We start from the raw sequence: 25,288 nt of genomic DNA on the forward strand, positions 1-25,288 counted from the left end.
GTCTAATCCTGCGAAATACTGGTGGAGCTGCGGTAACCACAGCGCGTGGTAGAAACTTTCACGAAGTGAAAACCCGGAGAGGGCTCTGACGTGCACAACAACGGGGCATTGCCACCCGAGCAGGGTGCGGGTGGCACCGTGGGCGGCATTGGTGTGGACCATGCATTCCTGGCTCTGGAGCGCGAATTGGCGGTTTTCCTCCGCAGAGCCCGTGCCGCCTCGGGGGAATTGGCCCGGGAGGTCCACCCGGAACTCGAATCCGCCGCCTATGGGCTGCTGATGCGGCTGGAGGACGCGGGTCCGCAGCGCGCCACCGACCTCGCGGGCTTCGTGGGCGTCGGAAAGGCCACCATGAGCCGCCAGCTCCGCGCGCTGGAGGGGCTCGGCCTGGTGACGCGGACGCCCGATCCGGCGGACGGCCGGGCCTTCCTGATGGAGTTGACCGAGGAGGGCCGCAGCCGCTTCCGCGCCGTACGGGTCGCCCGGCGGGCGCGGTACGCCCGCCGCCTCGCCGCGTGGGAGCGCAACGAGGTCGCCGAACTCGCCAGACTGCTGCACCGGTTGAACGCGGAGCAGGAGGCCGAGGACCCCGGTCAGGCGGCGCGTGCGGAGCGGGAGGCCGGGGAGTCCGGTCCAGCGGCGCGGGCGGCGCAGGAGTAAGGCGCTCATACACGCCAGGATCGGCGACCCCCGCACATCCGGCGACGCGGATGTGGCAACCGCGCTACTCCGCCCCGGAGGCAGGGCAGCCGCGTTGTCCCGCCCCGGAAGGGGGCCGCCCCCGCCGGTCAGGGCTCCACGAAGACCACGGCCGCGTCGTCGTGGGTCTTGCCCCGCGGAAACGCCGTACTGTCCGGATCGGCGTGCTCGGCCGCCCGTACGCGGTCGATCAACGCCTGCGGGCCCTCCTTGCGCAGCAGTGCGAAGCACTCGGCCCAGTCGCCCTCGCCGAACCGCTCCACCCAGCGGGTCGCCCCGTCGGTGAGCGCCGCCAGCGCCCGTACCTCGCCGCGCGGGAACTCCCCGGTGACCGCCTTGCCGGAGACCGTGGGGTCGGCGGCGGCGGTGAAGAAGCCGCCCTCCGCGTTGCGCAGCGGGGCGAGCTGCCGGCCCTCGGCCCGCAGCCGGTCGATGCGGTCGTCCAGTACCGGAGTCACTCCGCCGTGGGCCCGCTCGACGAGCAACACCGAGTCGGAGAGCACCAGATACTCGATCCGCTCGGTGTCCCAGCGCGCCGCCACGACAGTTGCCTGCGGAGTGAGGAGGTGAGAAAGGTCACACATTGAACTATGCGACGCGGCGGTTCGGGTGATCGACTCCGAGAGGCACTGTGTCAGGGGCATATCCCGTCGCGAACCGGACAGTTCGAGCAGCGATCCGCCGAGCCGTGCGGTGAACCAGCTCACGCTGTGTACGCATCCGTCGTCGCCGGCCGGCGGGGTCACCCCGTCCAGAACCACCAGCGCGCCGCCGCTCCCGGAGGCCGGAAGGGCAACCGATGCGTAGTCCTCGTTGGGATATTGCTGATCACCGGGGGCGGTCGCGAGTTCGATGCGCATTCCCTCAGTCTGCCGGACCGCCGTTGATCACCGCCGCCGTGGTGAGCTGGGCGGTGTTGGTCCGTACCAAAACCCTCGCCGGTTTCCCGGCTGCCTGATTGGAGAGGGATTGACACTTCTGGGAAGCTGCGGGTGGGCATCTTGTCAGGGCGGTGAGGTCTTTACCAATCCGCGTAAGGTGGCGGGAGGGTATGGCCGCGCGTCAAAGTTGATGGTCAACTACCCAATGCGGTTCACTCGTTCGGGTGGCCGGGCGGGTGATGCGTGCCCGCCCCAGACCCGTCCTGAAAGGGTCGGAATCCCTACCAGAGGTGGGGAAACACAATTGTTGATCCGTCGTCACCTCTGGTCCACAGAGCGGTCGGGCGAGAATGGATTGTGAGCACCGGTGCGGAAGAAGCGGCTTCGGGGCACCACACGCGATGCGGTAAGCGAGCCAGGCCAGGACGAGGCGACGCCGCGACGGCACACCGCACGCGTCCGTCGTCGGCTGACCACGTCGGTCGCCCTCGTCTCCGTCGCCGTCCTCGGGGCCGGGACTCCCGCAGTCCTGCTCGCCCTCGATGACACCACCGACGCCCAGCGGCTCGTCGACCTCGCCGAGACCAACCGCGGCGCGGTGACCCTCGCCCACGCCCTCGCCGACGAGCGCGACGCCATGACGCGGTACGTCGCCGACGGGCGCACCACCGCCTCCGGCCGCGGGGTCTCCGAGGAGATGCGGGCCCGGGTCGACCGCCGCGTCCGCGAGGTGCGGGGGCAGGTCCCGGCGTCGGTCCGGCGGCTCCTCGACGCCCTTCCCGAAGTGCGGCAGCAGGCGCTGACCGGCAAGGGCTCGGCCCTCGACGTCTTCACCTCGTACACCCGGACCGTCCAGGCGCTGAACGGGATCACCGACACCCTCGCCCGCCGCCTCCCGGCCGACGCCGAGTCCGGCGCCACCGCCGCGCTGGCCCCCCTCGGCCGCGCGGTGGAGGAGGCGTCCGCCACCCGCGGGCTGCTGCTGGCCGCGCTCGACGCGGGCGGCGGCCAGCCCACGCTGGTCTCCGCCGCCCAGCGGACCAACCTCCGCGAGCAGTCCGCGCTGGCCGACTTCGAACAGCTCGCCCCGGGCACCATGCGCGACGCCTACGACCGCACCGTCAACGGCACCGAAGTCACCGAGGCCGAGCGCTATCTCGCCCGGCTCACCGACCAGAACCGCTTCGCGGGCAATGACTTCTTCCTCGACGAGGACCGCGTCGAGGCCGGCCTGGACACCCGGATCGACCGGATGCGCGGCGCACAGTCCTCGCTGGCCTCCTCCGAGGCCGCCCAGCTCGCCCGGTTGCGGGACGACGAGGTCACCGACCTCGAGCTGCGCATCGGCATCGTCGGCGCCGCCCTGCTGGTCGCCCTCGGCGCCGGGGTGCAGAGCGCCCGCTCGATGACCAGGCCGCTGGCCGCGCTGCGGCTCGGCGCCCGGCGGGTCGCGGCCGATCCGGCGGGCGAGGAGCCGGTCGCCTTCAAGGGCCGCGACGACGAGTACGCGGACGCCGTACGGGCCGTCAACGAACTCCACGCCAAGGCCGCGCGGGCGTACGAGCGGGTCGCCGAGCTGGAGACCGAGCGCACCCGGCTCGTCGGCGAGCGGCAGCGGATGGCCGATGAGCGGGACGGGCTGCGCGCCGAGCGGGACGCGGTCGCCACCCGGCTGGAGGGGCTGCGGGCCCGGGTCCACGGCAGCTTCGTGGGCCTCGCGCTGCGCTCGCTGGGCCTGATCGAGCGCCAGCTCGCCATCATCGAGTCCCTGGAGGAGCGGGAGCAGGACCCCGACCGCCTCGAGACGCTCTTCCAGCTCGACCACCTGGCCACCGGGATACGCCGCTACGGCGAGAACCTCCTGGTCATCGCGGGCTCCGAGCAGAAGGCCACCCATCCGGGGCCGGTGCCGCTGCTGGATGTGCTGCGCGCCTCGATCAGCGAGGTCGAGCGGTACGACCGGGTGCAGATCCAGGCGCTGCCGCCGCATGCCCAGGTCGCCGGGTTCGCCGCGGACAGCGTCAGCCACCTGATCGCCGAGCTCCTGGAGAACGCGACATCGTTTTCTCCGCCGGACGCGGCGGTCCAGATCTCCGGCTGGCTCCTGGAATCCGGCGAGGTCATGCTCTCCGTCCAGGACGAGGGCATCGGCATGACGCCCGAGCGCTTCCTGGAGCTGAACACCCGGCTCGCCGACCCGGTGCCGGAGTACTGCCAGGGCCCCCAGCCGGAGGACCCGCTGGGCCTCGGTCTGTATGTGGTGACCCGGCTCGCCGCGCGCCACGGCATCCGGGTGCAGCTGCGCGAGCAGCAGCCGGGCGGGGTGGCCGCCGTGGTCGTCCTCCCGACGAAGATCCTCCCGGCCGGTCCGCCCGGCGCCGGGCTGCCGCCCGCCCCGCCGGTGAGCGTGGGCGCGACGTTCGGCGGCACCGGACCGTCGTCCTTCCTGGGCTTCCCGGGCTCCGAGGCCGAGGCGAACTCCAACACGCTTCCCGGGCAGACCCGTTCGGTCGCCCGGGACCAGGAGGGTGTGCCGAGCGCGAGCGCCGCGGCGGCCGTCGGTGCCGAGCTGTCGGCCGAGCCGGTCGCGCCGCCCGCGGAGCCGGCTGCGGCGCCCCAGGCCGTCGAGCCGGAGCCCGAGCCCGCGCTCGACGCGGAGCCGACGCCCGTCGAGGCGGCCTCGGACTCGGAGCCGGCCGCCTCCTGGACGGTCCCCGCCGAGCAGTGGGGGCAGACCGCGGACGCGGGCCGTGACTACCCCATGGAGCCCACCCCGCCGCGCGGCCACCCGAGCCCGGAGAACGGCGGTGCGCTGCCCACCCTGCCCAAGCGCGTCCCCAAGTCGGCCCGGTCCGAAGGAGAGGACGGCGCACGGCAGGGCGCGGACGCCCCGGCCCCGGCACCTCAGGCGGCAACGGCACCCCAGACGGCCCCGGCCGCCCCGGCCGAGGAGCCGGAGGTGCCGGCCGTGGAGCGGACGATGGAGCTGACCCTCCATCGCATGCGCCGCGAGAGCCATCAGGACCACGGCGACCGCGAGGGTCGTGATGGCCGCGAGGATCGTGCGGACGGTGCGGACCGCCACGGCGACGGCGACGACTACGACTACGAGGACTTCGACCGGCGGTTCGGCCGCCACGGCATCCGGCCGGTGGGCGCGGACGCCTGGGGCCCGGCGGCCGGCGGCCCGGCGGCCGGCGGCCCGGCGGCCGGCGGCCCGGCGGCCGACGGCCCGGCGGCGGGCGGTGAGTCGGCCCCCGTCGATCCGTACGCCATCGGCCCCGACCAGCATGCCCGCCCGGAGGACCAAGCGGCGCGCACCGACAAGGGGCTTCCCAAACGCACACCGCGGAACGTGGCGCTCCGGGAGCCCGATCCACAGGAGCGGACCGGCTCGGTGAACGCGGAAGAGTTGCGGCGCCGCCTCGGTGGCTTCCAGCGCGGCGCCCGCGACGGACGCCGGGACGCCGCCGCCGAGGTCGCCGCCCGTGGCGAGCCCGCGCGGCGGCAACGGGGAACAGCAGGACAAACGGGGGCGCAGAACGAGGGTGGCACGGTTGAGGAGGCACGCGGGTGAATGCGCCCAGTAGTACGTACGGGTTGAGTCGCGAGGCCCGTAATCTGCACTGGTTGCTGTCGAACCTGGTGGAGGAGGTGCCGGGCGTCCGCTCGGTTGTGGTCGTCTCGACCGACGGGCTGATGCTGCTCTCCTCCGACACACGGCACCATGCCACGTCGTCCGATCCGGCAGCACAGGACGGCCCCAAGGGTTCCAGTGCGGATCTCGCGACGATTGTCTCGGGAGTCGGCAGCCTCACGCTCGGCGCGGCGAAGCTGATGGACGGCGGCAGCGTCAAGCAGACGATGGTGGCGATGGACGAGGGCAGTCTGTTCGTCATGTCGATCAGTGACGGTTCGCTGCTCGGGGTGCATGCCACGCCCGACTGCGATATGACCGTCGTCGCCTATCACATGGCACTGTTCGTGGGCCGGGCCGGACATGTGCTCACCCCCGAACTCCGCAATGAACTACGCAGGTCGCTGGAGCACGCACAGTGACGGCCGCCGGGTCCAGCCGGCCCGCCCGTAAACCCGCTCGCGTACGTCCGTACTCACTCACCGGCGGTCGCACCCGCTCCGGCCATGTGCTGCTGGTGGAGACCTTCGTGGCGTCGCTGGAGTCTCCGGACGGACAGCTCGACCTGGCCCCCAGTGGGTTGAACGCCCGGATGATGCCGGAGATCCGGGCGATCATCGAACTGTGCGACAGGATGCGCTCCGTCGCGGAGGTCTCCGCGATGCTCAAGATCCCACTCGGGGTGGTGCGCGTCCTGCTCAGCGACCTGGCCGACCAGGGAAAGATCCGCGTCTACGGCACCGGGCGGGGTCCCGGCCAGCCGGACCGCGCGTTGCTCGAAAGGGTGCTCAGTGGACTTCGCAGGCTCTGAGACGATCACGGCGACCCCGCCGGCGACGTCGGAGATACCCGGGGCCGGGATACCCGGGGCCGAGGAGGTGCTCCAGAGGTGGCAGACGGACCGCTCCCGCGCGCCGATCGCCACCAAGATCGTGATAGCGGGAGGGTTCGGGGTCGGCAAGACGACCTTCGTCGGCGCGGTTTCGGAGATCACTCCGCTGCAGACCGAAGCGCTGATGACGCAGGCCAGCGAGAGCGTGGACGACCTCGAGGCGACGCCGGAGAAGCTGACCACCACCGTCGCCATGGACTTCGGCCGGATCACGCTGGAGAACGATCTGGTCCTGTATCTCTTCGGCACCCCCGGCCAGCAGCGCTTCTGGTTCATGTGGGACGACCTGATGCGCGGGGCCATCGGCGCGGTGGTGATGGTCGACACCCGGCGCCTGGACGAGAGCTTCCCGGCGCTGGACTACTTCGAGAGCCTCGGTCTGCCGTATGTGGTGGCGGTCAACCACTTCGAGGGGACCCCGCTCTACGAGCCCGCGGACGTGCGCGACGCGCTCTCCGTGGCGCCCACGGTGCCGGTGGTGATGATGGACGCCCGGCGCCGGATCGCGGTCGTGGACGCGCTGCTGGCGCTGGTGAGACACGCCGTTGACGCCTCACCCGAGTGACGTAACCTCAGCTCCGCCCGCGGGATGGACTGCTCCATTCCCTTTACCGGCCCGAGCTTGAGGGAGAGTCGACAGCCATGCGGAAGATACTCATCGTGGGTGCCGGTCAGTCCGGCCTCCAACTCGCTCTCGGCCTGCAGTCCAAGGGCTACGAGATCACGCTGATGTCCAACCGGACGTCCGATGAGATCCGCGGCGGACGGGTGATGTCCACCCAGTGCATGTACCACACCGCGCTGGGCCATGAGCGCGATCTGGAGCTCAACTTCTGGGAGGAGCGGGCGCCGCGGGTCGAGGGCCTCGGGGTCTCCGTCGCCGGGCCGCCGGCTTCCGAGGGCCGGGCCCACCCGCGGGTCATCGACTGGGTCGGCCGGCTGGACGGCCACGCCCAGTCCGTCGACCAGCGGATCAAGATGGCCGGCTGGATGGAGACGTTCGAGCAGCGCGGCGGCCAAGTGGTCATCCACGGCGCCGCCGTCTCCGACCTGGACGTTCTCGACAGGAAGTACGACCTGGCGCTGGTGGCCGCGGGCAAGGGCGAACTGGTCTCGCTCTTCGGCCGGGACGCCGCCCGCTCCCCGTACGACACCCCGCGGCGCGCCCTCGCGGTCGCCTATGTGCATGGCCTCGGCCCGCGCCCCGAGCACCCCGGTCTCGAGGCGGTGCGCTGCAATCTCGTCCCCGGTGTCGGCGAGCTCTTCGTGATGCCCGCGCTCACCACCACCGGCCGCGCCGACATCCTCTTCTGGGAGGCCGTCCCGGGCGGTCCGGCCGACGTCTTCCAGGGCATCACCGACCCCTCGGAGCATCTGGCGTGCGTCCTGGAGCTGATGGAGCGGTTCACGCCCTGGGAGTACGCGCGTGCCACCAAGGTCGAGCTGACGGACGCGGGCGGCACGCTGTCCGGCGGGTACGCCCCGACCGTGCGCAACCCGGTCGGGCGGCTGCCGGGCGGCGGGCTGGTCCTGGGCGTCGCCGATGTCGTGGTGGCCAACGACCCGATCACCGGGCAGGGCTCCAACTCCGCGGCCAAATGCGCGGCGGCCTATCTGGAGAGCATCGTCGAGCACGGCGACCGGCCGTTCGACGAGGAGTGGATGCGGACGACCTTCGACCGCTACTGGGAGACCGCGCGGCATGTCACCAAGTGGACCAACGCCATGCTGGGCCCGCCGCCGGAGCACATCGTGAACCTTCTCGGGGCGGGGGCCGCCTTCCCCGCCGTCGCCCACCGCATCGCCAACGGCTTCGACGACCCCTCCGACTTCGAGAACTTCTTCTACGAGCCGGAGAGGACGGCCGCCTATCTGGACGCGGTCAGGAAAGAGGCCGAGGCCGAGGCCGCGGAGGCCGAAGCCGAGGCTGAGGTCTGTGAGGCGGCCGAGGTCTGCGAGGAGGCTGGGGCCGACGACCGGGCGGGGGCCGAGGCCGGGGCCATTCGGTACGTCGGCTGACACCGGCGTCGCCGGGACGCTCAGCGCTTGGCCACGGTGACCGGACCCGGGCGCACCGCGCCGTGCAGCGGATTGGAGGCGAGCGGGGAGAGCTTCACCCGCTGGCCGGGGCGCGGCGCCTGGACCACCTGGCCGTTGCCCGCGTACATCGCCACATGGCTCGCGCCCTTGTAGTAGATCACCAGATCGCCGGGACGCAGCTTGTTGAGCGGCACCCGCGGCAGCCGGCGCCACTGCTCCTGGCTGGTGCGCGGAATGAGCTGCCCGGCATGCGCCCAGGCGGAGGAGGTCAGCCCCGAGCAGTCGAAGGAGTTCGGCCCCTCGGCGCCCCAGACGTACGGCTTGCCGATCTGGTTCAGCGCGTAGGCGAGCGCCCGCTTCCCGGCCTCCGAGGTCGCCGTTCCGGGGCGGCCGGGGGCCGGGCGGGGGCGGGGCGCGGTGACGGTGGCGGCCGGGGAGGGGGTGGCCGGGCCGGGTCCGGGGGCCGGGGTGGTGCGGGTGCCACCGCCTGGGGTGGGGGCGGGCGGCGAGGCGCTTTTCGCGGGGCCGAGCGCCCCGGAGTCGAGCAGTTCGCGCTGTGCCTTCGTGGTCTCCTCGTGTTCGCGCTGCGCCACCTGGGCGATCTGGCGGGCGCTCAGCGCGGCGAGCAGCTTCTCGATGGAGCGCAGCTGTTTCTCCACCTTGTCCCGCTGTTTCTTCCGCTTCGCCGTCAGGGAGAGCTGTTTGTCCAGCGCGGTCCGTGCCCGGGTGGCGATGGTGTCGGCGCGCCGCTCGCCCCTGGTCAGCCGCCGCACCAGGGTGGCCTCGCGGCCGGCCGCCCGCTCCAGCTCACGCGCCTCGTCGGTGGCGCTGTCGGGATGGGGGGTGAGCAGGGTCAGCAGAAAGGCGTAGGAGGAGAGCGTGCTGTGGCCCTGGTACTGCTGACGGGCCAGCCGTCCCGCGTCGTCGTGGCTGTCGGCGAGCTCCGTACGGGCGTGCACGAGCTCGGCCGTGAGCTCCCTGGTTCTGGTGCGCTGCTCGCGCAGCTTCTCCTCGGTCGCGTTGTACGTCTCCGTCGCCTCCTCGGCCTTCCGGTACAGCGTCTTGAGCTGCGTCAGCAGCTCGGACACGGACCGGTCGGCGGGGCGGGAGGGGGCGGCCGACGCCGTGGCCGCCGGAACGGCGGGCACCAGCGCGGCGGTCGCCGTGATCGTCGCCGCGCAGACCGAGCCCACGATCCTTCCTGACACGTGATCACCTCCGGCTCACTGACGCCTCTGTTCGGCGTCCAGCTCAGCAGGATCGTGGCATGACGTTCGTATCTTCAGGAGAATTGTGGGCGAGTCGGGCGAATATGGTCACCCGTCCGGCGGGCCGTCAGCTCGGCTTGGACCACGGCCACTTCAGCCCGCCACCCGGTTTTCCCTCCGGGTCGTACTCATAGGCCCAGCCCCGGACCAGGCCCAGCCGCTTGGACGTGGCGGCCGGAACCCTGCGGTAGACATGCACCGTCGGTGGTTCGCCCGCCTCGTTCTCCACCGGCACCTCGTAGGTCTTCGGCGGCTGGCCGGTGAGGCCGACCAGCACCGGCAGCACCCGGCCGTCCAGCGGCCCGCCCACAAAGGGCGTCTCCTCGCTTCTCACCGCACCAGTCTCACAGCATCGCCCGCGCCCGGCGGTCGCCGCCCGCGCCCACCACAGCAGTCACCGATCGCACCCGTCACCGATCGCACCCGTCACTGACCGCGCCCGTCACAGCAGATGCGACGCCTCGCCCAGCGCGGGTACGACACGGCGGGCCAGCCGCCCGACCGGGCCCTCGGCGGGCTCCATGATGAGCGCGGCCCGCATCACCCGGGCCGCCTGCGGATCGGTGGTCGCGGTGGCGGTCAGCATCGCCACGAACTGGTCCACCAGCCAGTCGCGCAGCTCCTCCACCGGTGGCTGCTTCTCCTCGTCCAGCCAGATCAACGAGGCCGCCTCGACGGCCGTGATCCAGGTGCGCACCATCATCCGCAGCCGCGCACCGGGCCCCTTGACCGCCAGATGGCGCAGAATCTCCTCGGCCGCCGCCCGCCGCACCTCGTCCACGATCGCGTTCGTCCGCGAGGTCTCGACCACGCTGCCGCTCTGCAACAGCGCGCTGAACCCCGCGTCGTGCTCGTCCACGAAGGCCAGATAGCGGTCCAGCACCCGGCTCAGCCGGCCGCTGAGCGGACCGCTCCTGGGCTCCTCGAAGCACCGCTCCAGCTCATCGGCGGCGCTGCGCAGCGCCGCCTCGTACAACTGCTGCTTGCCGCCCGGGAAGTAGCGGTAGACCAGTGGACGGGAGGCACCGGCGGCCAAGGCCACATCGTCCAGCGACACGTCCTCGGGCGCGCGATGGGCGAAGAGGCCGAGCGCGGCGGTGAGGAGTTCGGCCCGCCGGGCCTCGACGCTCAGCCTGCGGTAGCTCCCCCGCCGGGCGGCCGGCGGACGGGCGGCGGCCGGGGATTCCGCCGCCGGGCGCACGGCGGCGCTCGCCTCCGCCGGGGGTGTCGCCTCCGGGGGCGCCGAAGCGGTGCCGCTGCCTGTCGTCATGCCTGGCAGCGTAACCGGCCGGGGTGACGAAGCGGATGCCCCCTTCGGTCCTGGGCCGATGCCCCCTCCGGCCCTGGGCCGATGCCCCCTCCGGTCCTGGGCCGTTGCCCTCGTCGGTTCCGGCCCGATGCCCTCGTGGGCCCCGGGCCGGTATCCCCTCGGGTCCAGGCCCAGCGGTCCCTCGGGCCCGCCCCTAGGCCAGCAACCCCGAGCTCTTCCACAGTCGGCGGCCCACACCCCGCATCACCCCGACGTCGTCGAGGAATTCGGTCAGCTTGCCGGCGCCGCTGCGCATCACCTCACGGCGATGGGCGCTGGCCTGCACTTGAGCGACGGCCGCGCGCCGGTCGAGCCCCACGTCCGAATAGACCTTGGGGTTGATGAACGCCTGCGAGAAGATCCGGGAGAACTCGCCCGAACCGATCCGGGTCAGCTCCGCCTCCCAGCGCGGCGCCCGCAGCATCTGGCGGCGCAGCTCCTCGCGTGCGTACCGCACATGGCGCGCCTCCTCGACCACATGGATCCGGGTCACCCCGCGCACCAGCGGCTGCACGCGCTCGTCGGGGAAGGTCAGCCGCTGCATCCAGTCCAGGATCTCCTCGCCGAGGAGGGTCGCGGTGAAGGAACCGGGCGTGGTGGAGATCGCCTTGAAGATCCGGCCCAGGTTGTGGTGGAGCCGGGTGACCGGATAGGCCGGGGTGCCGCTCTTGGTGATCAGCCGCGCGAACATCTTGGAGTGGCGGCATTCGTCGGCGATCTCGGTGAGCGCGTACCGCACATGGGCGCTGGTCGCGGGCTTGTCGTAGATGTGCCGGGTCATGAGCTGGATGAGGATGATCTCGAACCAGATGCCCAGGGAGGCGAGCGCCGCCGCCTCGTGCCGGGCCAGCAGTTGCCGCTGGTCCTCGGACATCCGCCGCCACATGGGTGTGTCGTAGAGCGAGACCAGCTCCGGTGGCCAGAACCACTTGCCGGGCTCGAACGGCGCGTCCCAGTCGAGTTCGGTGTCGGGGTCGAAGGAGTGCTTGGCGGAGGATTCGAGCAGTCGCTCCGCGACCCGTTCGCGGTCCTTGATCAGCCCGAGCGCGTCCCGGAGCGCGGGCGGTTCGGTCGTGGTGGTCATCGCTGAGGGCACCTCACTGGTGGCTTCGGACAAACGCCGGTGGGATGGGTTACCGGTGGATACCCCTTATGAGACTCTGCGTCAGCAAGGGCGTCAATCCCTTGGAGAGGTCTTATTGACCGGCGAGTAACGGTCATGTGAGCCTGCCGAGTACGCATCCGTTCACGGGGGAGCGAGGCGAAGGAGGCGTCGGTGTCGACGCAAGAGCTCTACGCGATGGATCCCGGGGACCCCCTGTGGCAGGTGCCCGCCGGTGGCGCCGCCCGATTCAACTGGGAGTACGACGACCACCGGGCCCGGCTGCTCGCCCTCTACCAGAAGGGCAAGGACAAGCAGTGGGACGCGGTCAAGCGGATCGACTGGGGCCTGGAGGTGGATCCGTACGATCCCCTGGGCACCCCCGATGAGTCGCTCGCCCTCTACGGCACCCGCCACTGGGACCGGATGACCGAGCGGGACAAGGGCGAGCTGCGGCATCACGTCGCCGCCTGGCAGTTCAGCCAGTTCCTCCACGGCGAACAGGGCGCGATGGTGTGCGCGGCCCGGATCGTCGAGGCCGCGCCCGACCTCGACGCGAAGTTCTACTCCGCCACCCAGACCATGGACGAGGCGCGCCACGCCGAGCTCTACAGCCGCTTCCTGCACGACAAGCTCGGCACGTTCTACCCCATCAACGCCGATCTGCGGACCCTCCTCGGCGACACCCTCCGCGACTCCCGCTGGGACATGGCCTATCTGGGCATGCAGGTGCTCATCGAGGGCCTGGCGCTCGCCGCGTTCGGCCTCATCCGCGACACCACCGACAAGCCGCTGCCCCAGCAGATCCTCGCCTACGTCATGCAGGACGAGGCCCGCCATGTCGCCTTCGGCCGGATGGCCCTGCGCGACTACTACCGGCAGCTCAGCGACGCGGAGCTGCGGGAGCGCGAGGAGTTCGTCATCGAGGGCTGCTACCTGATGCGCGACCGGCTGCGCGGGGTGGAGGTCCTGGAGAACTTCGGCATCCCGAAGGCCGAGGCGGAGGAGTACTGCGAGCAGTCGCCGTTCCTGCATATGTTCCGCAAGCTGCTGTTCAGCCGGATCGTCCCCTGTGTGAAGGACATCGGGCTGTGGGGCGAGCGGCTCCAGCGGGCGTATGTCGACATGGGCGTGCTGGAGCTGGGCGACAGCAACCTCGACCTGCTGATGAGCCAGGACGAGGAACTCGCCGAGCGGCTGGACCAACGGCGCTTCGCGGCGGAGGAGGCGGCGCGCACGGGCGAGGTCGAGGAGGCGATCACCGAGGGCGCGGCCGAGGCCGAGGCATGAGACCACATGGGGCCGCGTGAGCCCATGTGAAACCTTGTGACCCCCTCAACCTCCCCTCGGACCAGTGTCCTTGGTAGGTTCTTGATCATCGCCAGCGGAGAAGGCCGAGGTCATTGGGGTGGCCCCGGTCCGGTGGCGTTCATATGTCTTCATATGAAGGAACGGCCGAAGGGTGCTCTCCACGGCGGTGGGGGGCACACCTTTGTTCCGGCGTTCCGGAGGATGATGGTGGGGTGCGGATTCGAACGAGCACCAGTGAAGAACTCCCCGTCCTCCAGGACATAGAGCGCGCCGCCGGACTCTGCTTCCGGGACATCGGGATGGACGAAGTCGCTGATGACGAGCCCCTGAGCCTGGAGGAGCTGAGCCGCTACCAGCGGGCCGGACGGGCCTGGGTCGCGGTGGACGACGCCGACCGGGCGATGGCGTATCTGATCACCGACCCCGTCGACGGAAACGTCCATATCGAGCAGATCTCGGTCCACCCCGACAGCGCCCGCCGTGGTGTGGGACGGGCCCTGATCGACCACATCGCGGTGCGGGCCGCCGGCGACGGCGTCCCCGCGCTCACCCTGACCACCTTCGTCGACGTGGCCTGGAACGCCCCGTACTACGCCGCACGGTGCGGCTTCCGGACCCTGGCCGAGGCCGAGCTGACCCCTGGCCTCCGGGAGATCCGGCGCTGCGAGGCGGGTCATGGGCTGGACCGCTGGCCACGGGTGTGCATGCGCCGGGATGTGGGGTAAGCGGCCTCGCTGAAGTCCGGTGCGGTTCGGGTGCGCCCGGAAGGGGCGCGGGGCTGTGTCGATGTGCGGCTCCGCCGCTCGGGCGCGACCGGCCACGACGCAGCCGCGGATGAACGACCGCACCTCGCGGCACTTCCCGGGGAGCGCTCAGCCGATCAGCGAACCCGGCCCGTGCCGGGGCCCGGCACGGGGAGGACCCCAGAGGACCACGGCGCCCGGGGGGCTGAGAACTTCGGCGTTGTTCCCGCAGGGGCACGGCTGTTCGCTAAAGACATGTCCACCAGCACGGAACTCACCGCTCCGGCAGGCACATCCGGGTCACCTCCGGTGGTGCGTTCGCCACTCAGGGCCTGGGCCGCCGTCGTCGCCGTCGCGGTCGGCACCTTCTCGGTGGTCACCACCGAGATGCTGCCGGTCGGCCTGCTGACGTCGATCGGCTCCGCGCTCGGCGTCTCGGACGGTACGGCGGGTCTGGCCATGACCGTGCCCGGTCTGGTCGCCGCGTTCGCCGCCCCGCTGCTCACCGTCACCGTCGGCCGCTTCGACCGGCGGCTGGTGCTGTGCGGTCTGATGGGGCTGCTGGCCGTCGCCAATCTGCTGTCCGCGCTCGCGCCCGGCTTCGCCGTCCTGCTGTTCGCCCGGGTGCTGGTCGGGGTGAGCATCGGCGGGGTGTGGTCGATCGCCGGCGGGCTCGCGGTGCGGCTGGTGCCCGAGCGGTCCGTGGGCCATGCCACCACGTTGATCTTCAGCGGTATCGCGGTGGCCTCGGTGCTCGGGGTGCCGATCGGGACGCTCATCGGCGATCTGGTCCACTGGCGGATCGCGTTCGCCGCCCTGTCGCTGGCCGTGGCCGCCGCCATGGCGGTCACCCTGCCGCCGCTGCCCACGGCCGGGACGATCCGGCTGTGCGAGGTGCCGGGGCTGTTCCGCGATGTCCGGCTGCGGACCGGCTTGATCACCACTTCGCTGCTGGTCACCGGCCACTTCGGGGCGTACACCTACCTCCGCCCGGTGCTCGAGGACGTCGCCGGGGTCGGAACGGGCCTGATCAGCACCCTGCTGCTGGCGTACGGCGTGGCGGGCATCGCCGGGAACTTCCTGTGCGGCACCACCGCCCACCGCGATCCGCGCCGCACCCTCATGGTCATCTTCACTCTGCTCGCGGCGGCCGAGCTGCTCATCCCGGTCGCCGGTGCCACGACGGCCGGGGCGGCCGCACTGCTGCTGGTGTGGGGCCTGGCGTACGGCGGGGTGTCGGTGACCTGCCAGACCTGGGTGCTGCACGCGGCGCCGGACGCGCGGGAGGCGGCGTCGGCGCTGTTCGTCGGGGTCTTCAACGTGGCGATAGCGCTGGGCGGACTGCTCGGCGGCCGGGCGGCGGACGGGATCGCGGTCCCCAGTGTGATGTGGTTCGGGGGTGCGCTGGTGGTCCTCGCCCTGGCGACCATGGCGCTCTTCGGCAGCCGGGGGACCGTCGCCGCTTCCAGCCGGACGGGGGCCTCGTCAGGCCATGGGGCCACGTCAAGCCATGTGGACCAGGCGCTCAGGTGAGACCCTGAAACCAGGGGCCTCGTCTGCGCGGGAGTGGGTCCGATGGCAGTGAGCATGCATGTGGTCTGGAGCAAATGCGAGCCGGGACGCGTCATCTACGAGACGCATGCGATCGAGACGGTCACCGACGGCTCGGGCGTCCACGCGACCGTCGACAGCCACACGTATGAGATCTCCGTGCGCAGCCGTGCCCAGGCGGAGTCCATCGCGGACGAGGAGGGCTATGAGCTGTACCGGAAGGGCGAGGCGTGGGAGAGCCTCCCCGAGGAGGAGGAATGAGAAGGAGCGGCGCCACGGGCGCCGCTCCTTACCGGTGGCCCGACGGGCCTGCCCTCGCCTGACGGGCCTGCCCTCGTTGTAGGGCCTTCAGCGGCGGCCCCGGAGAGCGTGAGACGACGGGGCCGCCGCACGCTCCGGGTTCGGGGACGGGGCCGCTCCCAGGCTCCGGGCTCGGGAGCGGCCCGTCTCACTCCTCGCCGTGACCCAGCAGGAAGTCCACATCCCGCCGCTCGGTGCCCGCCGCGCCGCCGACCGTGATCTGGCGGGTGGCCGGGGCGTAGCCGCTGGCCACCACCGTGTAGTGATCGCCGGTGAGCGCCTCGAACCCGAAGGCCCCGTCGTCACCGGTGATGACCTGGCCGACCACATCGCCGGACGCGTCCAGCAGCGAGACCCGGGTGTCCCCGAGCGGCCGGCCGCCCCGGTCCCGTACGGTGCCCCGGACCCGGGCCGCCGGCGGCAGCTCCGCGTCCACCCGCACCGGCTCACCGAGGGTGAGCTCCACCTGGGTGGCGTACGGCCGGTGGCCGGCGGCGGCCACGGTCAGCGTGTACGTCCCCGGGGTCAGCTCCGGCAGCGCGAACTCGCCCTTCTCGTCGGCGGTCGCCGTCGCCGCCACCTCGCCCTCGGGCCCGGTGGCCGTGGCGGTCGCACCGGTCAGCGGCTCTCCGCCGACGGCCCGTACGGACCCGGTCAGTCCGCCCCCGCCGGACAGCCGCAGATCGCAGACCACCGGCAGGTCCGTGACCAGCAGCGTGGCGGCCTGCGGCTGGTACCCGGTGGCCGAGCCGATGAGGACGACGCTCGCGGTGTCCGGGGCGGGCACGCGGTACCGGCCGTCGCGGCCGGTGACCGTACGGCCGAGCTGACGGCCGCCGGTGTCGATGAGGGTGATGGCGGCGTCGGCGAGCGGGCCGCCGCCGGGGCCGAGCACCCGGCCGTGGATGACGCCGCCGGTGAGGGCGGACACGTCCTCCGCCGCGTACTCGGCGTAGGCGAGATCCCCGGCGTCTGCCGCGGTCGCTGTCGCGGTCTCCGTCGCAGCCGAGGCCGCCGAGGTGGCTGCGGCAGCCGGGGCGCCCGCGAGCGCGGGGGCGGCCACGGGCGCGGAGTCGGTCACCGGGGCGGAGCCCGTCGTGGTCGCGGGCGCCGAGGCCGCCACGGGAGCCGAGCCCGCCAGCCCGGCGCGCTGCCGCGCGGGCAGGAACAGGGCGATCAGCAGACCGCCGACCGAGGCCGCACACGCCACCAGGAACGACGTCTGGAACCCGTCCTTGCTCGGCAGCGGCACCCCGCCGAAGTCGGTCGTCTGATGCGCCAGGATCACACCCACCACCGCGCTGGAGGTGGACATGCCGATGGACCGCATCAGGGTGTTGAGCCCGTTCGCCGCCCCCGTCTCGGCGGCCGGAACGGCGCTGACGATGAGCGTGGGCATCGCCGAGTACGCGATGCCGATGCCGATGCCGAGCGCGGTGGACAGGACCACGATCTGCCAGATGTAGTCCATCATCACCAGGCCCGCGCCATACGTCGCGCCGATCACGATCAGCCCGAGGACCAGCGAGACCTTCGGCCCCTTCGCGGCGTTGATCCGCGCGGACAGCGGCGAGACCAGCATCATCGCGACGCCCATCGGGGCGAAGTAGAGCCCCGCCATGACCATCGACTGGCCCAGCCCGTAACCGGTGGCCTTCGGGAGCTGCAGCAGCTGCGGAAGGATCAGCGACATCGCGTAGAACGAGAAGCCGACCATGATCGAGGTGAGGTTGGTCAGCAGCACCTGACGCCGCGCCGTGGTCCGCAGATCGACCAGCGGCTCGGCGGTGCGCAGCTCGAAGACGCCCCACAGCAGCAGGATCACGACGGCCGCGCCGAACAGCCCGAGCGTGGTGCTGCTCGTCCAACCCCAGTCACCGCCCTTGGTGATGGGCAGCAGCAGACAGACGAGTCCGGCCGTCAGCCCGAGCGCGCCGATGACGTCGAAGCGGCTGGGGGTGCGGACGGAGGACTCCGGGATGACGGAGAGCACCAGGGCGATCGATATCAGGCCCAGTCCCGCGGACCCGTAGAACAGCACATGCCAGCTGGTGTGCTGGGCCACGAACGCGGCGGCGGGCAGCCCCAGCGCACCGCCGATGCCCAGCGACGAGCTCATCAGAGCCATCGCCGAGCCCAGCTTCTGCGGCGGCAGCTCGTCCCGCATGATGCTGATGCCGAGCGGAATGGCCCCCATGGCCCCGCCCTGGATGGCCCGGCCGATCACCATCACCACCAGGTCGGAGGTGACGGCGCAGGTCAGCGAGCCGATGACCATCAGTGCCAACGCGACCATCAGCATCCGGCGCTTGCCGAACATGTCCCCGAGCCGGCCCATGACCGGCGTGGAGACGGCGCCGGCGAGCAGGGTGGCGGTGACCACCCAGGACGCGTTGGAACTGGTGGTGTGCAGCAGCTGGGGCAGCTCGGTGACGAGCGGAACGACCAGCGTCTGCATGACGGACACGGCGATACCGCAGAACGCGAGCACCGCCACGAAGCCGCCGCCGACCTCCCGCGGGAGCGGCGTGCCGGACGGCGCGGCGCTCAGACGTTCCGCGACGCGAGGTGGGGCTGACTGGGGCATGCGAATGCCGCCTCCCAAGAGATTTCGAGAGATGTGCGATAAGTGGAACGATGAGAGATGTGCATCCTACACATGGCGTGTATCGTGCACACTTCCAATGGGGGGCGCGGGGAAGGCGAGGAGGAATCGTGCCGGATCGGCGGCTGGAGCGGCTGGAGCGCGAGCTCATGCTGGTGGCCAGGTGTTCAGTCCTGACACCTCGCGAACGAAAGGGCCAGGCGACGGAGGGCCAGGACTCCCCGGCGCAGCCGAACACCGGCCCGGCGGTCCTCAAGGAGCCCCACCCGGATCGCTGCACCGACGAGCCCTGTGCCGTCCCCACCCGCCTGGACCGCTCCGGTTATCTGCTCCTCTCCCGCCTCGATGCCGAGGGCGCGATGTCCATCGGCCAGCTGGCCGACGCGTTCCAGCTCGACGTCTCGACCGTCAACCGCCAGACCGGCGCACTGCTCCGGGCCGGCCTCGTCGAACGCATCCCGGACCCCGCCGGCGGCCTGGCCCGCAAGCTCCGCATCACCCCGCAGGGCGCCGACCGCATGGCAGCGGAACGGACGTGCCGGCAGACCGACCTGTCCCGGCTGCTGGAGTCCTGGCCCTCCGATGAGGTGGCCCGCCTCGAGGACGTCCTCACCCGCTTCAACCGCGAGGTGGAGCGCCAGGAGGGCCGGGCCTGGCCCCGCGAGTCGGGCGAGGCGTGACGCCCTCCGGAATGACGCGTAACGCCTCCGGAATGACGGCGGCGCCGAGGACGTTGCCGCAGACAGGGGACATGACGCCGGTCACACCGGGCAGCAGCCGGGAGACACCGGAAGGCGCCACCCGGAAAACACGAAGGCGCCACCGGGAAAGTACGGAGGGCGCCACCCGGAAAGTACGGAGGGTGCCACCCGGAAAGCACCGGAAGGCGCCACTCGGACACGGAAGGCGCCACCCCACCCGGGAGACACCCGAAAAGGTGTCCCACCCACCCGGAACCGAACCGCATACCGAGGAGGCCAGGAAGAGATGACCACCCCCGCTTCCCACCCGCAGACCACCGGCACCGGCGGACACCGCGTAGACGTGGAGCGCGGCTCCCAGCACGTCACGGTCACGATCGACGGCCGCGTCGTCGCGGAGTCGACCCGCCCCCTGCTCGTCCACGAGACCGGTCTCCCCGTCCGCTACTACCTCCCCCCGGAGGACGTGGACCTGACCCTCTTCCAGCCGACCGACTCCCACACCACCTGCCCCTTCAAGGGTGAGGCCGCGTACTGGACCTACCGCGGCGCGGCAGGCGACGAGGTGGAGCCCCGGCCGGACGTGGTGTGGGCGTACCCGCAGCCGATCGAGAAGGTGGCGGAGATCAAGGACCATCTGTCGTTCTACGACGCGGTCGCGAAGATCGAGATATCGGAGTAGAGACCCGAAGCCGAAGGCGGCACAACCGCCGCGGCAGGGATCACCCCATCAGGGGCCTTCCGGGAACTCCCCGGAGGGAACCCCTGACGCGTGCACATTCACGCGTACTCGTGGCTGGGTGAGAAGGAGCTGTTCGACCGGGAGTCCCTCCGCCGCCCACCCGCCCGTCCCCGCCCGCCCGTCACGGGGGAGGAGGAGGCGTACTACCGCGAGGACCAGGAGCGCTACCGCACCCTTCTGGAAACCTTCCGCCACTCGGAGCTCCCGCCACTGGAAACATCCCTCTGGCTCCTGAAGTCCCCCGCCCTCATCCGCGCCACCTTCGAAGAACCCAAGGACGCGGCGGCCTGGCTGGGCCGCGAACTGACCGAACACGCCCCCGGCTTCCTCTCCCACCAGGAAGCCGACACCGCCCGCCTGGCCCGCCTGGTCACCACGGCCGCCGACCGCCTGACCCACGGCACAGACGTCTCCTTCGGCTTCTACCTGGGCCGCACCTCATTCCTCTCCCTGGCCCTGGTGACGTGCACTCCGAACCACTGGGCCCCGGACCTCCCCTGCCCCATGGCCTGACGCGCACCCGCCCGGGGCCCGGGCCCGGGGCCCGGCGGCCTCAGGGCTGAGACGCCCCCAAGGCATCGTCGATCCGGCTCCGCAGTTCGACCGCCCGCGCATCGTCGTACGCCGCCAGCGTGCACGACGCCTCCTCCCAGTGCCGCCGTGCTTCCTCTTCCGCGCCACTACCCCCGGATCCGCGCAGCGCACTGGCCAGGCCATCGAGTGCGAGTGCCAACTGCCAGTGGTCGTCGAGCTCGCGATGGGCCGCGGCCGCCCGCCGGTGGAACGCGGCCGCCTCCTCGAATCGGCCCAGTCGGCCGTACGCCTCACCGGCGGCGTTCCAGGCACGCGCCTCCCGCGATCGGTCCCCGAGCTGCCGATGCAGCACTGAGGCCCGTTGATATGAGACCAAGGCGTCCTCGGGGCGGCCGTCGGCCACCTCGGCCTGTCCGAGGTCCAGCAGCCAATACCCCTCCCAGACATGATTGCGATGCCGACGGGCGATCTCGACGGCGCTCCCGGCGGACTCCAGGGCGTCCCGTATGGCGCCCTGCTCCCGCTGTACGGCGCTCAGAATCCGCAGGGCGTTGCCCTCACCGCCCTTGTCACCCCGCTCCCGCAGTGTGGTCAACGCCTCGTGAACGGCCCGAGAGGCTTCCTCGAGCCGACCCGCCTCGTAGCCCACCGTGGCGATATTGGCGAGCAGTGTGGGCTCCCACTCGGACGCTCCGAGTTCCCGGAAGAGGGCCAGCGCCTCGGTGAAACGCTGCTTCGCCGCCTCCAACCGCCGTGTCCGCACATGGACCAGCCCGAGGGCGTTCAGCGACAGTGCTTCCCCCAGCCGGTCACCCAGCTCACGCCGCACTGCCAGGGCGCCCTCGTGGTACCGCGCCGCCTCCGCCGGACGGTGCGACTGCCGGCAGGCCATGCCCAGGCTCTCCAGAAGCCTCGCCTCCCCGGCCCGGTCACCCGCCCGCCGGGCGGCACTCAGCCCGATGTGCCCCATGGCGAACCACTCCTCGAACGCGTTGTGACGCGCGTGCAGAGGACGCAGCAGAGCGGGCAGCTGCCAGGCGATCACGTCGAGCCCGGCATCGGCGGCGGTGCGCGCGGCGGCCAAGAGATTGCCGTGCTCCAGCTCGTACCACCGCATCGCCTCGTCGTAGTCCGCGAAGGCCGGCGGTGTCACACCGTCGGGCAGCGCGTCGAGCGGAACGGGCGGCTCGGCCGGGCTGACGCGCGTGCGTGCCGCATCGGCGGCGTGCAGATACCAGGTCAGTGCCCGGAGACGGGCCGCCTCGCGGGTCTCGACGGGCTCTTCGTGCTGTGCCTGGTCGATGGCGTAGGCGCGCAGCAGATCGTGGAACTCGAAGCGGTCGGGGGCGGTCTGCGTCAGCAGATGTGCTCCGACCAGGACGTCGAGCAGGTGCTGTGCCCGGCTGTGCCCGACTCCGGCGAGGGCGGCGGCCGCCGAGACCTCGAACTCGGGCCCCGGATGCAGCCCGAGCAGCCTGAAGAAACGCGCGGCTTCGGCGGGCAGCGCCCGATAGGACCAGGCGAACACCGTGCGCACCGCGTCTGCTTCCTCGTCGTCTCCCACGGTCAGAGCCTCCCAAAGGGCGGATTCGTCACGGAGGTCTCTGATCAACTCGTCAAGGCTCATCAGGGGCCGGCTGGCGGCCCGTTCGGCGGCGATGCGCAACGCCAGCGGCAGCCGGGCACACAAGCGCGCCAACTCGGCCAGCTTCTCCGCGTCGTCCTCGGGCCGATACCCGGCGGTGACGGTACGCAGCAGGGCCACGGCTTCCGGCTCGGCCAGCGTGCCCAGCGTCAACCGATGCGCCCCGTCCCGGACGGCCAGCCCCGACAGCCGGCTACGACTGGTGACGAGCACCAGACACCCCGCAGTGCCCGGCAGCAGCGGACGTACCTGGCTCACGGAGGCGGCGTTGTCGAGCACGATCAGCATCCGCCGCCCGGCCAGCAGCGAACGGTACAGCGCCGCACTGGCCTCCGGATCGGCCGGAACCGCCGCCCCCGACACCCCGAGCGCCGGCAGAAAGCGGTGCAGCACCTCGGGAGCGGTGACGGGCGCCCCTGGGTCATAGCCGCGCAGGTTCACATACAACTGCCCATCAGGGAAATGCGATTGGGCCTGGTGCGCCCAGCGCAGCGCCAGCGAGGTCTTACCCGCCCCCGCCATTCCCGCGATCACACAGATGGAGACGACGAGCGGCTCCCCGCCATCTCCGGTCAGAATCGCATTGAGCCGCTCCAGCTCACTGGTCCGGTTGACGAATCCGCGTATGTCCCCCGGAAGCTGCCGTGGCCGCGGGGTATCACCGTTGGCACCGTGCCGACCCACCCCATGGAAATGCACTCCGCCGCGCACATCACGGGCCTGCACCACATCACCCGCGGACCCCGACAGCTGCGACTGCGTCCCGTGCGGCCCCTGGGACTGCGGCGCTTGCGGGGATTCCGACGCTTGCGGGAATTCTTCCTGGGCGCCTTCCCGCTCTCTGTCCTCGTTGATCGTCTACTCCGCAGCTGTCGGGGGCGGCAAAGGAGCCACCTTGCGCTCAAAGTAAGAACTCATCTCTTCACCGGCTTCATAAAGCCCCTCGATGAACTCCTCCCACCGTGTCAGCACGTCCGGATCAACGAATCGCACCGCGCCATCGCTGATTCCCCGACTGTCATAAACGACCTTGTACAGCGTCCGGCCACCCAGCGAAACCAGCTCCGGCAGCGGCCCGCTCTCCTCGAACCCCCTGATGTGCTCAGGCCCGACCACCCTGATCCGCTCACCGCACTCGGCCCGCAGGCGCAAGAGGTGCAGTTCCCACTGGAGGTAGGGAGCGATCGGCTCCTCCACGACCCGCACCCGATAGAGGCTGAAGTTTCGCTTGGCCGCCTCACCCATGTATTGCAGCAGGCCGTCACGTCGTTGCTCAATGAGCCGCAGAGCGCCTTCCCAATCGCCTTGCGAAAAGGCTTTCCAGCTGTCGCTGCCGGGCTCCTGGAAATGCTGTTGCCGCTCCAGCTTCCACGAGTCATGGCCCTCGTCACCCCATACGCGCTCCCGGAAGTCGGCCCGGTAGGCGTCCCGTGGCAGCCGATCACCCTGCGAGATATCGAGGACAGGAAGCTCAAGGCTAAGCATCAGGAATCTCCGCCTTCGCCGCGCTCAATGTATTTCCCGGAATCACGACGAGCCGCTCATCCATGGCGATGCGGACATCCACGGGCAGACGAGACCGATATGCGTCGGTGAGGTCTCGTCCGATGACCGCGATATCTCCGTTGTCGAGCTGCCAGATATCGGGGCAGTCGTCGTGGTCACCGGTGGTGCCCAGTTCGCTCGGTGACTTCCCTAACCGACGCACGAATGATGCGGACGGATCCGCATCCCATGAACGACGAGTCATCATCCGCCTCCGTGGACCTTTCTGCCCTGACTCCCGCTGGCGCCGCGACGGCTCCAGGCACGCATGGCAACGGATTGTAGGGGCCCCGGTCACGGAGAGCAATGATTTGAGTGTTTGACTACTTGTTTTCCTGTGCCATTTCGGCCATTTGTGATCGGGACCGTCACAGGACTCATACGGCTCACAAGAACCTCCAGTGCCGTCCGTTCCGCGCGGCGGAGCCGATCACCGGCCGGAATTGCGCTCTGCCACAATTGCGCCCTTTCGATACCGGGCCCTCCCTCTTCACCCTTCAACCAGGGGTGATTCAGCGGGGCCGAGGGGGGATCCGCGATGGTCGAGCCGATCTACGTGCCCGTACTGCCGACGCGCCGGAGCTCACGGGACGCCTACGCGGGCCTGGCGCCAGAAGGGCGACGAGGTGTCGCACCGCTGTGGACGGTCGTTCCACGCGTCGGGCCGGAGCGCACCAGAGGGGCGAGCCCCGCAACGGACCCGGACGCCGACTCGCCAAGGCTGGGCTGTTGGTTCACCGCACGCATGGACGCCCCTCGTCAAGGCGATGGGCGGGCTCCCCGGTTGGGTGGACCCCGTCCACATCGAGCGGCACGTCGAGGCGTCGGCCATCGGCCTGTGGCACGTGGCGACCGGAAGCGAGCTACGCCTGGTCACCGGCCCGGAACGAGCCCTGGCCCTCCAGCGCTATGCCGCCGACCTCGCCTCCCTCGGTGGAGCCGCCGCACACGACTTCCTCATCGCCCGGGCGCCCGTCAGGGGTCCCGACCGTGCCCCCCGGGTCCGGGCGATGGCCCGTCGGATGGTGACGTCCGACTCCTTCCGTGGCATCGAGGACACCACGTCGAGCGACGGCGAACGCTGGCTCCACACCTGCGCCTACGGCGACGGTTCGGCCGGCTCGGTTAACACCGAGAAATGGATTCAGGCCGGCCATCTCCACGACATGACCGGCCAGACGCGCACCTGGACCTACACCTGGAACGCGGAAGACCGGCTGGCTTCGTACGCGAGAACGGACAGTACTTGTCCACCAGCTTGAGAGGCAGGCAGCGTCCGTCAGCGAGTCGGAAAGTTCACGAGTTTCGACAGCGCGTACTCGGCGGCATCTTCTCGTATTCGCTGCCCGGTCAGGCGGTCAGGCGGTCAGGCGGTCAGGCGGTCAGACGGCCAGACGGTGCGGCGATGCGGTTGGAGCGGGCCAGAGCCAGCCTGCCGAGGACCGCGGCGATCAGCCCCAGCACCAGGCCCAAGGCGCCACCGACTACTCCGTTGCCGGTGCCGGGACCACCATCGGCGACGGCCAGATTCAGCGTGCCGATGACCACACCGGTCAGCCCCGCCACCAGGGACACGATGGCCCCCCTTTTCCCGTTGCCGGTGCCGATACGGCCGGCGGAGCGGGCCAGAGCCAGCCCACCGATGACCACGCCGGCCAGCGCCACCAGTGCGGCCGCGCTGCCCACGAGTCGCCCGGTGGTCAGGGTGTAAGCATCGACGGCGGCCGACTGGGCCGAGACATGCGCGGCCGCCGGTGCGGCAAGCGCGAATCCGACTGACATG

24 protein-coding genes are annotated in these 25,288 nt (G+C 71.1%); 14 read left to right on the forward strand and 10 right to left on the reverse strand.

Annotation, left to right across the window (positions count from 1 at the left end; all coding sequences use genetic code 11):
• Positions 1 to 90: 90 nt before the first annotated feature.
• Complete coding sequence (locus AS97_RS30250; RefSeq protein ID WP_079059754.1) at positions 91 to 660, forward strand: MarR family transcriptional regulator; 570 nt, start codon at positions 91 to 93, stop codon at positions 658 to 660.
• Positions 661 to 788: 128 nt separating this feature from the next.
• Here AS97_RS30250 and AS97_RS30255 read toward each other — a convergent pair whose 3' ends face one another.
• On the reverse strand, positions 789 to 1,559 hold the full coding sequence (locus AS97_RS30255) for a protein phosphatase 2C domain-containing protein (protein ID WP_210565990.1): 771 nt from the start codon (positions 1,557 to 1,559) through the stop codon (positions 789 to 791).
• A 388-nt stretch (positions 1,560 to 1,947) separates the two neighbouring features.
• Here AS97_RS30255 and AS97_RS30260 point away from each other — a divergent pair, with 388 nt between their 5' ends.
• The 5 genes from AS97_RS30260 (at position 1,948) to AS97_RS30280 (ending at position 8,128) form a co-directional block, all read left to right on the forward strand.
• Positions 1,948 to 5,157, forward strand: coding sequence for a nitrate- and nitrite sensing domain-containing protein (locus tag AS97_RS30260; RefSeq protein ID WP_210565991.1), 3,210 nt, complete (start codon positions 1,948 to 1,950; stop codon positions 5,155 to 5,157).
• A complete protein-coding gene (locus tag AS97_RS30265) occupies positions 5,154 to 5,639 on the forward strand; it encodes a roadblock/LC7 domain-containing protein (RefSeq protein ID WP_086711338.1) in 486 nt (161 codons plus the stop codon). The genes AS97_RS30260 and AS97_RS30265 overlap by 4 nt, the downstream gene beginning before the upstream one ends.
• Positions 5,636 to 6,028 carry a DUF742 domain-containing protein gene (locus tag AS97_RS30270; protein ID WP_059147731.1) on the forward strand — a complete coding sequence of 131 codons (393 nt, stop codon included), beginning with the start codon at positions 5,636 to 5,638 and terminating at the stop codon, positions 6,026 to 6,028. The genes AS97_RS30265 and AS97_RS30270 overlap by 4 nt, the downstream gene beginning before the upstream one ends.
• A gap of 34 nt (positions 6,029 to 6,062) precedes the next feature.
• Positions 6,063 to 6,674: an ATP/GTP-binding protein gene (locus AS97_RS30275; protein WP_086711342.1), complete on the forward strand. Its 612-nt coding sequence runs from the start codon at positions 6,063 to 6,065 to the stop codon at positions 6,672 to 6,674.
• A 77-nt stretch (positions 6,675 to 6,751) separates the two neighbouring features.
• Complete coding sequence (locus AS97_RS30280) at positions 6,752 to 8,128, forward strand: styrene monooxygenase/indole monooxygenase family protein (RefSeq protein WP_210565992.1); 1,377 nt, start codon at positions 6,752 to 6,754, stop codon at positions 8,126 to 8,128.
• Positions 8,129 to 8,148: 20 nt separating this feature from the next.
• On the opposite strand, the gene AS97_RS30285 is transcribed toward AS97_RS30280, so the two are convergent.
• The 4 genes from AS97_RS30285 to AS97_RS30300 form a co-directional block, all read right to left on the reverse strand.
• On the reverse strand, positions 8,149 to 9,357 hold the full coding sequence (locus AS97_RS30285; protein ID WP_059147729.1) for a C40 family peptidase: 1,209 nt from the start codon (positions 9,355 to 9,357) through the stop codon (positions 8,149 to 8,151).
• Between the two features lie 127 nt (positions 9,358 to 9,484).
• Entirely contained in the window at positions 9,485 to 9,751 is a 267-nt protein-coding gene (locus AS97_RS30290; RefSeq protein WP_125756614.1) for a hypothetical protein, read from the reverse strand.
• Between the two features lie 108 nt (positions 9,752 to 9,859).
• A complete protein-coding gene (locus AS97_RS30295; protein ID WP_247204531.1) occupies positions 9,860 to 10,687 on the reverse strand; it encodes a TetR/AcrR family transcriptional regulator in 828 nt (275 codons plus the stop codon).
• 193 nt (positions 10,688 to 10,880) lie between these two features.
• Positions 10,881 to 11,810, reverse strand: coding sequence for a diiron oxygenase (locus AS97_RS30300; RefSeq protein WP_059147727.1), 930 nt, complete (start codon positions 11,808 to 11,810; stop codon positions 10,881 to 10,883).
• A gap of 192 nt (positions 11,811 to 12,002) precedes the next feature.
• On the opposite strand from AS97_RS30300, the gene AS97_RS30305 reads away from it, so the two are divergent.
• The 4 genes from AS97_RS30305 to AS97_RS30320 all read left to right on the forward strand — a co-directional run bounded on the left by AS97_RS30305 (position 12,003) and on the right by AS97_RS30320 (position 15,694).
• The gene (locus tag AS97_RS30305) at positions 12,003 to 13,118 is read left to right on the forward strand and encodes a ferritin-like domain-containing protein (protein WP_059147726.1); all 1,116 of its coding nucleotides are present in this window, start codon (positions 12,003 to 12,005) and stop codon (positions 13,116 to 13,118) included.
• Positions 13,119 to 13,351: 233 nt separating this feature from the next.
• On the forward strand, positions 13,352 to 13,864 hold the full coding sequence (locus tag AS97_RS30310; RefSeq protein WP_059147725.1) for a GNAT family N-acetyltransferase: 513 nt from the start codon (positions 13,352 to 13,354) through the stop codon (positions 13,862 to 13,864).
• 273 nt (positions 13,865 to 14,137) lie between these two features.
• Positions 14,138 to 15,415, forward strand: coding sequence for an MFS transporter (locus AS97_RS30315; RefSeq protein ID WP_210565993.1), 1,278 nt, complete (start codon positions 14,138 to 14,140; stop codon positions 15,413 to 15,415).
• A 42-nt stretch (positions 15,416 to 15,457) separates the two neighbouring features.
• A complete protein-coding gene (locus AS97_RS30320; protein ID WP_014054887.1) occupies positions 15,458 to 15,694 on the forward strand; it encodes a hypothetical protein in 237 nt (78 codons plus the stop codon).
• A 187-nt stretch (positions 15,695 to 15,881) separates the two neighbouring features.
• On the opposite strand, the gene AS97_RS30325 is transcribed toward AS97_RS30320, so the two are convergent.
• Positions 15,882 to 18,320 carry an MFS transporter gene (locus AS97_RS30325; RefSeq protein ID WP_210565994.1) on the reverse strand — a complete coding sequence of 813 codons (2,439 nt, stop codon included), beginning with the start codon at positions 18,318 to 18,320 and terminating at the stop codon, positions 15,882 to 15,884.
• A 128-nt stretch (positions 18,321 to 18,448) separates the two neighbouring features.
• Between AS97_RS30325 and AS97_RS30330 the strand changes: the two genes are divergently transcribed.
• The 3 genes from AS97_RS30330 to AS97_RS30340 all read left to right on the forward strand — a co-directional run bounded on the left by AS97_RS30330 (position 18,449) and on the right by AS97_RS30340 (position 20,294).
• The gene (locus tag AS97_RS30330; RefSeq protein WP_247204532.1) at positions 18,449 to 19,018 is read left to right on the forward strand and encodes a MarR family winged helix-turn-helix transcriptional regulator; all 570 of its coding nucleotides are present in this window, start codon (positions 18,449 to 18,451) and stop codon (positions 19,016 to 19,018) included.
• 307 nt (positions 19,019 to 19,325) lie between these two features.
• On the forward strand, positions 19,326 to 19,721 hold the full coding sequence (locus tag AS97_RS30335; protein ID WP_059147722.1) for a DUF427 domain-containing protein: 396 nt from the start codon (positions 19,326 to 19,328) through the stop codon (positions 19,719 to 19,721).
• A gap of 90 nt (positions 19,722 to 19,811) precedes the next feature.
• Entirely contained in the window at positions 19,812 to 20,294 is a 483-nt protein-coding gene (locus AS97_RS30340; RefSeq protein WP_059147721.1) for a hypothetical protein, read from the forward strand.
• Positions 20,295 to 20,334: 40 nt separating this feature from the next.
• Here AS97_RS30340 and AS97_RS30345 read toward each other — a convergent pair whose 3' ends face one another.
• The 3 genes from AS97_RS30345 to AS97_RS30355 all read right to left on the reverse strand — a co-directional run bounded on the left by AS97_RS30345 (position 20,335) and on the right by AS97_RS30355 (position 23,713).
• Entirely contained in the window at positions 20,335 to 22,689 is a 2,355-nt protein-coding gene (locus tag AS97_RS30345; RefSeq protein ID WP_247204533.1) for a tetratricopeptide repeat protein, read from the reverse strand.
• A gap of 129 nt (positions 22,690 to 22,818) precedes the next feature.
• Positions 22,819 to 23,445 (reverse strand): DUF6879 family protein, encoded by a 627-nt coding sequence (locus AS97_RS30350; protein ID WP_059147719.1) that lies wholly within the window; start codon positions 23,443 to 23,445, stop codon positions 22,819 to 22,821.
• Positions 23,438 to 23,713 (reverse strand): hypothetical protein, encoded by a 276-nt coding sequence (locus tag AS97_RS30355; protein ID WP_236669693.1) that lies wholly within the window; start codon positions 23,711 to 23,713, stop codon positions 23,438 to 23,440. Before AS97_RS30355 ends, AS97_RS30350 begins: the two co-directional genes overlap by 8 nt.
• A gap of 559 nt (positions 23,714 to 24,272) precedes the next feature.
• On the opposite strand from AS97_RS30355, the gene AS97_RS30360 reads away from it, so the two are divergent.
• Positions 24,273 to 24,767 carry a hypothetical protein gene (locus AS97_RS30360; protein ID WP_210565995.1) on the forward strand — a complete coding sequence of 165 codons (495 nt, stop codon included), beginning with the start codon at positions 24,273 to 24,275 and terminating at the stop codon, positions 24,765 to 24,767.
• A 112-nt stretch (positions 24,768 to 24,879) separates the two neighbouring features.
• Here the strand turns inward: AS97_RS30360 and AS97_RS30365 are convergent, their stop codons facing one another.
• The gene (locus AS97_RS30365) at positions 24,880 to 25,287 is read right to left on the reverse strand and encodes a DUF6223 family protein (RefSeq protein ID WP_086707063.1); all 408 of its coding nucleotides are present in this window, start codon (positions 25,285 to 25,287) and stop codon (positions 24,880 to 24,882) included.
• Position 25,288 lies beyond the last annotated feature (1 nt).

Source organism: Streptomyces sp. AgN23, assembly GCF_001598115.1.
GTDB classification, from domain to species: Bacteria; Actinomycetota; Actinomycetes; order Streptomycetales; family Streptomycetaceae; genus Streptomyces; species Streptomyces antimycoticus.